General features: G+C 72.8%; 6 protein-coding genes. All 6 read right to left on the reverse strand.

Annotated features, from left to right (window positions below; genetic code table 11):
• Entirely contained in the window at window positions 1–1,314 is a 1,314-nt protein-coding gene (locus QOZ89_RS27035) for a cytochrome P450 (RefSeq protein WP_083418617.1), read from the reverse strand.
• A 23-nt stretch (window positions 1,315–1,337) separates the two neighbouring features.
• Window positions 1,338–2,651, reverse strand: coding sequence for a cytochrome P450 (locus QOZ89_RS27040; RefSeq protein WP_083418618.1), 1,314 nt, complete (start codon window positions 2,649–2,651; stop codon window positions 1,338–1,340).
• Window positions 2,652–2,699: 48 nt separating this feature from the next.
• Window positions 2,700–3,575 carry an acyl-ACP desaturase gene (locus tag QOZ89_RS27045; RefSeq protein WP_071048853.1) on the reverse strand — a complete coding sequence of 292 codons (876 nt, stop codon included), beginning with the start codon at window positions 3,573–3,575 and terminating at the stop codon, window positions 2,700–2,702.
• A 29-nt stretch (window positions 3,576–3,604) separates the two neighbouring features.
• Window positions 3,605–4,390 carry a ferritin-like domain-containing protein gene (locus QOZ89_RS27050; protein ID WP_312626132.1) on the reverse strand — a complete coding sequence of 262 codons (786 nt, stop codon included), beginning with the start codon at window positions 4,388–4,390 and terminating at the stop codon, window positions 3,605–3,607.
• Between the two features lie 36 nt (window positions 4,391–4,426).
• A complete protein-coding gene (locus QOZ89_RS27055) occupies window positions 4,427–5,302 on the reverse strand; it encodes a thioesterase II family protein (protein ID WP_071048154.1) in 876 nt (291 codons plus the stop codon).
• A gap of 162 nt (window positions 5,303–5,464) precedes the next feature.
• Window positions 5,465–10,999, reverse strand: a complete 5,535-nt coding sequence (locus QOZ89_RS27060) for an SDR family NAD(P)-dependent oxidoreductase (protein ID WP_312626133.1) — start codon at window positions 10,997–10,999, stop codon at window positions 5,465–5,467.
• Window positions 11,000–11,017 lie beyond the last annotated feature (18 nt).

Here is an 11,017-nt window from a genome sequence, read left to right on the forward strand (position 1 = left end):
TCAGGCGGGGGTCAACCGTACGGGGAGCGCGGAGACGCCGCGGACGGAGAGGTGCGGCCGATAGGGCAGTGGTTCCGCGGCGATCTCGATTCGCTCGACCCGGTCGAGCAGCGCCGCCAGCATGATCTCCGCCTCAAGCCGGGCCAGCGGCGCCCCGAGGCAGTAGTGGATGCCCAGTCCGAAACCGAGATGGCGCGCGGCCGGTCCGGCGTAGCGGGTGATGTCGAACCGGTCAGGGTCCGGGAACACCTCGGGGTCACGCTGGGCGCCGGCCAACAGGGCGATGACGCCGTCTCCGGCCCGCAGCGTCTGCCCGCCAAGGTCCACGTCGGCCAGCACCGTGCGCCCCACATACTGGATCTGCGGGTCGAACCGCAGGGTCTCCTCGATCGTCGCGGGCACGAGCGCGCGGTCGGCCCGCAGAGTGGCGTACTGCTCGGGATCCCGGGCGAGCGCGAGGACGGCGTTGGCGACAAGGTTGACGGTCGTCTCGTAGCCGGCGACCAGCAGCAGCACGCACAGGTCGAGCAGCTCGCGATCCGACAGCCGGTCATCCTGCTCCTGGACGGCGACGAGGTCGCTCAGCAGGTCGTCGGCGGGCGCGGCACGACGCTTCGCGATCAGGTCGCCGAAGTAGTCGACGAACCCGCGGGTCGCCTCGGTCCGCTGGATCCGTTCCGGGGGAGACAGCAGCTGGTCGGGGTCCAGCCCGCGGGTGAGCGCGGACGCCCAGTCGCCGAAGACCACCTCGTCGCGAGGCGGCACGCCGAGCAGCGTGCAGATGACCCGCAGCGGGACAGGCCGGGCGAAGGACCCGACGAGGTCGACCTCACCGCGCCCGACGGCGTCGTCGAGCAGGTCGGCGGCAAGCTGGCGGGCCAGCGGGCCGAACCGGGCGATGCGCCCCGCGGTGAACGCCTTGCTGACCAGCCGGCGCAGCCGGGTGTGGGTCGGCGGGTTCGCCCGCAGCATCGACCGCAGCCCCTCGTCGGCCTCGGTGTCCACGCGGAAGGCGCTGTCGGCCATCGACACGTGCCCGACGGCCGGATCCTGCAGGACCCGCATGCAGTCCGCGTATCGGGTGACCACCGCGATGCGCGGTGACCCCGGGTACAGCCAGTGGAAGCGTCCCGCCTCCAGCAGCGCCCGGTAGGCCGGGTAGGGGTCCGACCGCTTGCGCGAGTCGAAGATGTCGAGCGCCCGCGCACCCCCCGCGACTGTGGCGTCCGGCCCGGGGACTTCGGCCGGCCCCACAGCGCCACCGGCCTCCGGCGCGACGTCGGCATCGATCAGATCGCTGGATTCGGTCGTCATGTCGCAGTCCCTCGCGGAGCTGGTCAGTCTTCGGTGATCTGGACGCGGAGTTCCTGGATCCCCCGCACGATCTGGTTGGGCCGGTACGGCGGCGGGTCCGCCAGGGGTGTCATCCGGGGTGCGCGCCGGGCCAGCGCCCGCAGCAGCAGCTCCACCTCCAGGCGCACCATCGGCGCGCCGATGCAGTAGTGATGCCCCCGCCCGAACCCGAGATGGCGTGGCACCCACTCCTGCCCCGCGTAGCGGGCCAGATCCAGCCGGTCGGGCTCGGCGAAGGCCTCCGCGTCCCGGTTACCTGACGCAAGCAGGATGATCACAGTGTCGCCCTCGGCGAACCGCTGCCCGGACACCTCGGTGTCACGCACCGCCCGCCGGGTGGTCAGATGCGCCGGGCAGCAGAAACGCATCAGCTCGTCGACCGCGGGCCCGGCGAGATCGGGATTGGCCCGCAACGCCGCGAACTGGTCCGGATGACGCATCAGGGCATCCAGCGCGCCACCGATCAGGCTCACCGTGGTCTCATGGCCGGCGACCAGCAGTACGACCAGCGTCGCGAGCATCTCCTCGTTGGTCAGCCGGTCGCCCTCGGCCTCGGCCAGCGCGAGCGCGCTGATGAGGTCATCCACCGGCTCCGCCCGGCGGCGCGCCACCAGCTCGGTGATGTAGTCCCGGATCGCCCGCGCCGAGCTCTGCCGATGGTCGACCTCCGCCGCGGACAGCAGAACGTCCGGGTCCAGGCCTCGCGAGAGCCCCGACGACCACGACCGCACCGCAGCGTGATCGGCCACGGGCACACCCATCAGCTCCGCGATCAACGTCAACGGCAGCGGGTAGGCGATCGCCTCGATGAGGTCCACCTCACCCGCCGCGATCGCGGCGTCCACCAGCTCGTCCACCAGATGGCTGGCCCGTGACCGGGTCGCATCGATCCGCCGCACGGTGAACGCCCGGCTGACCAACTTGCGAATACGCGTGTGGTCCGGCGGCTCCATCCAGAGAAACGAGGTCGGCAGGTCCGAACCGTCACTGTCCGGATGCATGGTGTCGCGCTCCTCGGCGTGGCTCCACGCCGGGTCCTGCAGGATCTCCTCGATCTCCCGATATCGCGTCACCAGACGCATCCCCAGCGGACCCGGCGCGAAAGGCCCCGCCTCGCGCAGCACCTTGTAGTTCGGGAACGTGTCGTGATGCCACGCCGGATCGAAGATGTTCACCACCGCCTGCTCCACGGTGAGCGCGGCCGGACCCCCACCGGACGACGCAGCGACGCCCGCGGCGGTGGGACCTTCGGTGGTCGGGGCTTCGGTGGTCGGGGCGGCGGCGGTGAGATCGTCCACGGACAGGCCTTTCTCGTTGGTCGGACGGGGCGCCGGCGGAGGCTCGGGTCAGTGCGGCGCGGCTGCGGTCGGGAGGACCCGGCAGGCGCGCACGAACCGTTCCAGTTCGTCGACGCGGTCGGACGGCGCGTCGACCGCGCGCCGCACGACCCGCACGAGGTGGTCGTAGGCCTCGGTGTGGTCGTACCGGGCGGTGTCGGCGATCCGCAGCGCCCAGCGCCAGTAGCCCTTGAGCGTGTCGGCCAGCGGCATCCGGAACTGCGCGATGGCCTCGCGCATCGGTTCGACGACGGCGTCGCCGTACCGGCGCAGATAGGCCTCGACCATGTCGGCCATGAAGGTGAAGTGGCGCGCCTCGTCCCGGCTGAGCCGGCCGAGCACGTCGGCGAGCACCGGGTCACCGACGACGGCCCGCAGGTTCTGGTAGTAGATCTGGGTCGCCTTCTCCTGCACGAGCGTGTAGGCGAACAGCGCCGCGGGATGTTCGTGCGGCAGGCTGAAGCGCTTGCGCCCCTCCGCGGCGAGCTCGCGCCGCAGGGACGACGCCTGCGCGATCCCGGACTCCACCTGGTAGCGGAAAAGCGCGCGGGCGTGGCTGTCCTCCTCCTGTGCCCACCGCACCGTGAAGTGATAGACCTCGCGGTTGACCAGGAAGGTCTCGAGGTCCACGTCGGCGTCGAGCGGGAACCGGCTGCCGTAGAGCGCGAAGTAACCCGGCAGGTGGTCCTCGATGAAGGTGATGAACTGGACCGCGGACCGCTGGCCCTCCGTGAGTCGATTGGCGTCGGCGGCGGCCCAGTCGAAGTCGTGCTCGACATCCCAGCGACGGGTCACCGGCGACGCGGTCATGAAGGCGGTCACGGCGCTGTCGAGGTCGTCGGCGGGCAGCCCCACCGAGCGCACCGGGACCGGGCGCGCCGACAGCGGAAGGTCGGGGCCGAGGTCGGCGGCGGTCACGCCAGCGCCTCCGCGAGACGGCGGCGGATGCGGCCGTTGGTGCTCACGTCCAGCCCCGTCAACGCGGCGAACGCGCGGCGGATGTTGTCCTGCAGCCGGTCGAGCTCGCCGTCGGCGGCGATACCGGCGAGGAACAGCTCGAACGCGGTGTCGATCGTCTCGTGGTTCGCGAGCTCCTCCAGCCCGCTCTTGAACACCCCGACCGGATGCTTGATCCGCGACTCGGACGTGTAGACGTAAAGCGTCTCCAGAACCGAGGGCAGCTCCCCCGGATGCGCGTCCAGGCGGCGGCGGGCGTAGTGCAGGAACTCCCGCGCATGCCCGGCCTCGTCCCGGCTGGCCCGCGTCATCAGCCCGCTTAGAACCGGCTCCTGGACCCACGCGGCCACCGACCGGTACACATGGTTGACCGTCAGCTCCGAAATTATGTTCGTCGCGAGCGTCGCGCTCGGCGTCGTACCCGGCGCATACGGCGCACGCATCGCCTCCACCGGCGCCACCGGCATCACCACGCCCACGGCGTCCAGCCAGGTCCGGAAAGCGAAATGATGCTGGAGCTCCTCGTAGCCCCAGACCGCGACGAACGCCGAGAAGTCGTAGTCGTCGAACTCGTTGAGGAAGCCGTGCTGGGCCGCGATCGAGTTCGCCTCACCCATCACGGCACTCTTGACCATGGTCACGTACTCGGGCCGCACCAGATCCTGGTCGATCTCGTCGAACGGGAGCTCGTCGAGCGTCCAACGCTTGCGTTCGTAGTGCCGGAAGACGTCATAACCGTGCATTGGGCTCAACCTCCGTCGAGATCGGGGCTCATCCGGCTACGGCCGGTCCCCGGCCGCGGCCCGGTCACCAGGCCCGCGGCCGGGCGAATCCCCGGGCCGTCTGGTGCGTGGGGTGGGGATGTCGACCGCCGCCCGCGGACCCGCGGCGTGCTGGAACTCCGAGGCGGGGAGACCTCGGAGCTTGCCGAGAATGACCTCGACGACCGCCGCCGACTGCGAGTCCAGGTAGAAATGACCACCAGGGAGGACACACAGGTCGAATGACCCCTGTGTGTGGTCACGCCATCCGCGGGCGGCGTCGACCGAGACGGCGGGGTCCGCGTCTCCGGTCAGCGCCGTGACGGCACAGCGCAACCGCTCACCGGCGCGGTGACGGTAGCGGTCGACCGCCCTGTAGTCGCTACGCAGAGCCGGCAGGATCAACGGCAGCAGCTCGGTGTCACCGAGCAGCTTCAACTGCGTTCCGCCCAGCTGCCGCAGGTGGGCCAGCAGGGCCTCGTCGTCGCGCTCGTGTATCGCCTCGCCGCCGTGAACCGAGGGCGCGGACCGAGCCGACGCGAACACGTGGATGACCGTGTCGGGCGTTGCCCGCTCAAGGCGCAGCGCGACCTCGAACGCCAGCACCGCCCCCATGCTGTGGCCGAAGAGGGCCATCGGGCGGTCGGCGTGCCGAGCCAGGGAGTCACAGATCCGGTCGGCCATCTCGCCGATGTCCTCGATGCATTTCTCTGCCCGGCGGAACTGCCTTCCCGGATACTGAACGGCCAGCACCTCTACCGCGGGCGCGAGTGACCGGGATATCGGGTGGTAGAAGCTGGCGGAGCCGCCCGCATGGGGGAAACAGACCAGCCGGCAGGGGGCGAGTGGCGCGGGGTGAAAGTTCTGGATCCACAGGTCGCGTGCGGTTGTCATAGGCATTCGGACTGCCCCACTCCCATTAGTGCTTCTGGGGACGGGGGCCTCCGGAGGTGCGAAGGACGAGCATTTTCGCACCTCCTTTGGCCCTCTAGTGCTTCTGGGGACGGGGCCTCCGGAGGTGCGAAGGACGAGCATTTTCGCACCTCCTTTGGCCCTCTAGGCCGCCGCCGCGGCGGAGTCGATGAGGGCGAAGAGCTGGCCGGCCCCCACCGGCGCCTGGCGCGACTCTGTCCGCGGCGCCAGTTCGGTGCTCAGGTGGTCGGCGACCGCCGTCACCGACGGATGGTCGAAGGCGAGCGTCACTGGCAGGACGAGGCCGGTCGCGCCCGCGAGCAGGTTCCGGAACTCGACGGCGGTCAACGAGTCGAGGCCGAGATCGGTGAACGGATCGTCGGGCGGGATCGTCTCCGGGCTGGGATGCGCCAGGACGTCGGCGAGCGCCCCGCGAACCAGCCCGAACAACACCCGGTGCTGCTCGGGCGCGTCGAGGCCGGCCAGCCGCTGCCGCAGGGCCGCCGGGGTGGACACGGATGCCGAGGTTCCGGTGGCCGGGGCCGTGCGACGGCCAGGTGACGGGACGAGTCCACGCAGCAGGCGTGGCATGGCGGCCTTGGCGGATCGCCGCCGCAACGCCGCCCGGTCGAAGGCCACGGCCAACGGGACCGGCTCGGAGCCGGCGAGCGCGGCGTCGAGCAGGCCGAGCGCGTCCTCGGGTGCCATCGCGGCTATGCCGGACCGGGCCATCCTCGCCAGGTCGGCCTCCGCGAGACCACCGCTCATGCCCGCGTCCGCCGCCCACAGCCCCCAGCCGATCGAGACCGCGGGCTGGCCCGTGTCGTGCCGCTGGGCCGCGAGCGCGTCGAGGAAGGCGTTGGCCGCGCCGTAGGCGGCCTGTCCCGGGTTGCCCAGGGTGCCCGCCAGGGAGGAGAACAGCACCAGCCGGGTTCCCGGGCCGTCGACGGTCAGCTCGTGCAGGTTCCAGGCGGCGTCGACCTTCGCCCGCAGGACGGCGCCCACCCGCTCCGGGGTGAGCGAGGCGATCAGCCCGTCGTCCAGCACGCCGGCGGCGTGGATGACCAGGTTCAGCGGGTGCTCGGCGGGAACGTAGGCCAGCAGCCGCGCGAGGGCCTCGCGGTCGGCGACGTCGCAGGCGGCCACGGTGACCTCGGCGCCGGCGGCGACCAGCTCGGCGCGCTGCTCCTCGGCACCTGGCGCCGCCGCGCCGCGCCGGCTGACGAGGATCAAATGGCGCACGCCGTGCCGCGCCACCAGGTGGCGCGCGACCGTCGCGCCGAGCCCGCCGGTGCCGCCGGTGACCAGAACGGTCCCCGCCGGGTCGGCATCCCAGGCCGCCGGGTCACCCGGCGCGGACGCCGTCGCGACGACCAGCTCGGGCACGTGGGCGGTGCCGTGGCGCAGGGTCAGCTCCGGTTCCCCCAGGGCGAGCAGGCCTGGCACGGCGGCGAGCGAGGCCCCGTCGTCGTCGATGTCGAGCAGCACGATCCGGCCGGGATGCTCCGACTGGGCAGACCGGACAAGTCCCCGCACCGCGGCCCCGGCCAGGTCGCTCACCCGGTCGCCCGCCACCGCCCGGACCGCGCCGCGGGTCACGATGACGAGGGTGGTGGCGGTGAGGCGTTCGTCCGCGAGGAAGTCCCGCACCGTGCCTAGCGCCCGCTGCGCCTCCGCGTGGGTGACCGCCGCGACGTCGCCGCCTTCGCCGGTGCCGGTGGAGGTGTCGGTGAGGGCCACGACGACGACCGGCGTGCCGGCCGTGGCCGCCCGCGTGAGGTCGGGATGGCGCTCGACATTCCGCGGCAGCCCGGCGAGCATTGCTGCGTCGTCCCCGACGATCGACCAGCGGACGTCGACCGCGGGCCGCTGGGCCGGCGGGACCGGATTCCACCGCACCCGGTACAGCGCGCCGCGGGGGCCGGGTCCGGTCCCCGCCAGAGCGTCCGTCCGGACCTGTCGGGTCACCAGCGTCTCGATGGCGGCGACCGGGCGCCCGGCCGCGTCGGCGATCTGGACGCGGACGGTGTCACCGCCCGTCCGGCTGAGCCTCACCCGCACCGCTCGCGGTCCGGCGCCGTCGGGGCCGGTGTGGTCGAAACGGACACCGCGGAACGAGAACGGCAGGCGCGTGCGGTCGTCGGCCTCGACGCCCGAGGCGATGACCGCGCCGTGCAGCGCCGCGTCGAGCAGGGCCGGGTGCAGTGCGAACCCCTCGACAGCGACGTCCTCGTCCAGCGCGGCCTCCGTCCAGACGTCCGGTCCCGATCGCCACGCCGCCCGCACGCCCTGGAATACCGGCCCGTAGTCGAGTCCGAGCCCGGCCAACGTGTCGTAGATCCGGTCCGCGGGCACCGGCTCTGCGCCGGCGGGCGGCCACGACGCCGCGACACCCGGTGACCCGTCGGTAGCCGGCTGGGCCGCCGACGCCTTGGCGAGGGAGCCCGCCGCGACCACGGTCCACGGCTCGGCGTCCACGGACTCGGCCCCGGCCCGCGCGTACACCGTGATCCGGGCGTGGCCCGGCAGCTCGTCGGCGTCCACCGACACCTGGATGCTGACGTCGCCGTCGGGCGGCAGCACCAGCGGCGCCTGTAGCGTCAGCTCGTCGACGACCGGGAACCCGGCCCTACCGCCCGCCCAGGCGGCGAGCTCGGCCAGCGCGACACCGGGTACCAGGACGGTGCCCGCGACGGCGTGATCGAGCAGCCACGGGTGTGCCCCCGCCGACACCTCGCCGGTGAACACGAACCGACCTGGTTCGGCCAGCTCGAGGGCGGCGCTCAGCAGCGGATGGTCCGCGGCGGTGACTCCCGGCCCGGACGGGCCACCGTCGTCGGAGGCGTCCAGCCAGTGCCGCCGTGCCTGGAAGGCGTAGGTCGGCAGGTCGACCACGCTCGGCGTGCGAGGGGTGAAGAACGCGGGCCAGTCGAGCGCCGCTCCGCACGCGTGCAGCTCGCCGAGCGCGGCGGCGAGGCCGGCCGGCTCGGACCGGTCGCGGCGCAGCGCCGGCACCAGGGCCGCGCCGGCGTCCTCGGGCAGCGACGCCCGCGCCATCGCCGTCAGCGTGCCGTCGGGGCCGAGCTCGACGTAGACGTCGTGGTCTCCCGCGCCGCAGGCCAGCACCGCGTCAGCGAAGCGGACCGGGGACCGGACATGCTCGACCCAGTACCGCGCCGAGCGCAGGCCGTCGTCGGCGCGCGCTCCCGTCACAGCGGAGATGATCTCCAGCGTCGGCGGGTGGAAGGTCAGCCGCTTCACCACGTCGCCGAACTCGTCCAGCATCGGCGCCATCAACGGCGAATGGAATGCGTGTGACACGGTGAGGCGCCGTACCTTGCGGCCCCAGCCCTGGATCAGACTCACGATCGGCTCGACGGCGCTCGCCGCTCCGGAGAGCACGACCGCGTCCGGACCGTTGATCGCGGCGATGCCGACGAGATCCTCCACGCCGGCCAGCAGTGGCGCGACCTCGGTCTCGCTCGCCTGCACCGCCACCATGAGACCGCCCGCCGGCAGGGCCTGCATCAGCCGGCCCCGCGCGGTGACGAGTAGCGCGGCATCCGCGAGCGACAGCGCGCCGGCGACGTGCGCGGCGGCGATCTCCCCGACCGAATGCCCGGTGACGACGTCCGGGCGGACTCCCAGCGAGCCCAGCAGCCGGAACAGGGCCACCTGCAGCGCGAACAGCGCGGGCTGGGTGTAGGAGGTCTGGTCGAGCAGGGCGGCCTCCGGCGCCTGGGGCGCCGCCCACATGACGCTGCGCAGCGGGCGGGTCAGGTGGGCGTCCAGCTCGGCGCAGACCTCGTCGAGAGCGGCGGCGAACACGGGGAACCGCGCGGCCAGTCCACGGCCCATCCCGAGCCGCTGACTGCCCTGGCCGCTGAACAGGAACACCGGCCGGACGGCGCGAGCCCGACCGCGCCGGACATCGCGGGAGCTGCCTCCCCGGGCGAGCACGTCCAGCCCGGCGAGGAGGTCGTCCAGGCCGGCCGCGACGACGACCGCCCGCTCGTCGAACGCCGCGCGAGTGGTGGCGAGGGAGTAAGCCACGTCGGCGGGCTCGAGCGACGGCCGCTCCCCCAGATGGGCGCGTAGCCGCGCGGCCTGGGCACCCAGTGTTTCGGCGTCGCGTCCGGACAGCACGAAGGGCACCGCGGCGGGTTCTACCGGGGAGTCGTCGGCTGGAGTGGTGGCCGGCGCGGGGGGCGTCGCCCCGGCCACCACGCCCGCCGACGAAGCCGCCGGCGCTGTCTGGGCCGTCGGTGCCTGCTCGATGATCACGTGGGCGTTCGTGCCGCCGATGCCGAACCCCGACACGGCCGCCCGCCGAGGTCGTCCGGTCCTCGGCCAGGTGACGGTCTCGGTGAGCAGCGACACCGCGCCCGCCGACCAGTCGACATGCGGCGAAGGCTCGTCGACGTTCACCGTCGCCGGCAGCACGCCGTGCTCCATCGCCTGGACCATCTTGATCAGGCCGGCGACGCCCGCGGCCGCCTGGGTGTGGCCGATGTTCGACTTCAGCGACCCGAGCCACAACGGCCGCTCGACAGGACGGTCCTGCCCGTAGGTCTCCAGCAGCGCGCCGGCCTCGATCGGGTCGCCCAACGGCGTACCGGTCCCGTGCGCCTCGACGACGTCTACCTGGTCGCCCTTCAACCCGGCACTCGCCAGCGCCTGCCTGATCACCCGCTGCTGGGCCGGACCGTTCGGCGCCGTCAACCCATTGCTCGCCCCGTCATGATTCACCGCCGAACCCCGCACCACCGCCCGCACCCGATGACCCAGGCGCACCGCATCCGACAACCGCTCCAACACCAGGAAACCGACGCCCTCCGACCAGACGGCGCCGTCGGCCGCGGCCGCGAACGGCTTGCACCGCCCGTCGGCCGCGATCGCTCGCTGCCGGCTGAACTGGACGAAGGCGGCCGGGGTGGCCATGACGGTCACACCGCCGGCCAGCGCGAGCTCACACTCCCCGGAACGCAGCGCCTGCGCCGCCAGATGCACCGCCACCAGCGACGACGAGCACGCGGTGTCGACCGTGACCGCGGGCCCCTTGAAATCGAAGTGGTAGGACAGTCGCCCGGTGGCGACGCTGCCGGCGCTGCCCATCCCGACATATCCCTCGACGGCGGCCGGGATCGACCGCACGCGCGAGCCGTAGTCGTGGTACATCACCCCGGCGAACACCCCGGTGGCGGATCCGCGCAGCCGGGTCGGGTCCAGCCCGGCCCGCTCCAGCGACTCCCACGCGGTCTGCAGCAGCAGCCGCTGCTGCGGGTCGATCGCGACGGCCTCCCGGTGGCTGATCCCGAAGAAGCCCGCGTCGAACTGGTCCGCCGCGTCGAGGAAGCCACCGCGGTTGGTGTAGGACGTGCCGGGGTTGGCCGGATCAGGGTCGTACAGGTGGGCAAGATCCCAGCCCCGGTCGGTCGGGAACTCGCTGGTCGCGTCGATGCCGGCGGCGACCAGCTCCCACAGGTCCTCCGGCGAGGCGACGCCACCCGGGAACCGGCAGGCCATCCCGACGACGGCGATCGGCTCGCCCTGGCCCGCCGCGTCGCCGCGCGGCTCGGCGCCGCCCGCGCCGTCCCGTTCCGCGAGCTGGCGGCGGACCTCGACCAGCTCGGCGGTCGCCCGCTTGAGGTAATCGCGCAGCTTCTGTTCGTCTGCCATGGCGTTCACCCGTCGTCT

The sequence above is a fragment of the Pseudofrankia coriaricola genome (assembly GCF_032027725.1).
Taxonomy (GTDB): Bacteria; Actinomycetota; Actinomycetes; order Frankiales; family Frankiaceae; genus Pseudofrankia.

Coding starts and splice junctions, on each gene's coding strand:
- QOZ89_RS27035 (WP_083418617.1), bottom strand. CDS start 1,314: ATGACGACCGAATCCAGCGATCTGATCGATGCCGACGTCGCGCCGGAG.
- QOZ89_RS27050 (WP_312626132.1), bottom strand. CDS start 4,390: ATGCACGGTTATGACGTCTTCCGGCACTACGAACGCAAGCGTTGGACG.
- QOZ89_RS27055 (WP_071048154.1), bottom strand. CDS start 5,302: ATGACAACCGCACGCGACCTGTGGATCCAGAACTTTCACCCCGCGCCA.
- QOZ89_RS27060 (WP_312626133.1), bottom strand. CDS start 10,999: ATGGCAGACGAACAGAAGCTGCGCGATTACCTCAAGCGGGCGACCGCC.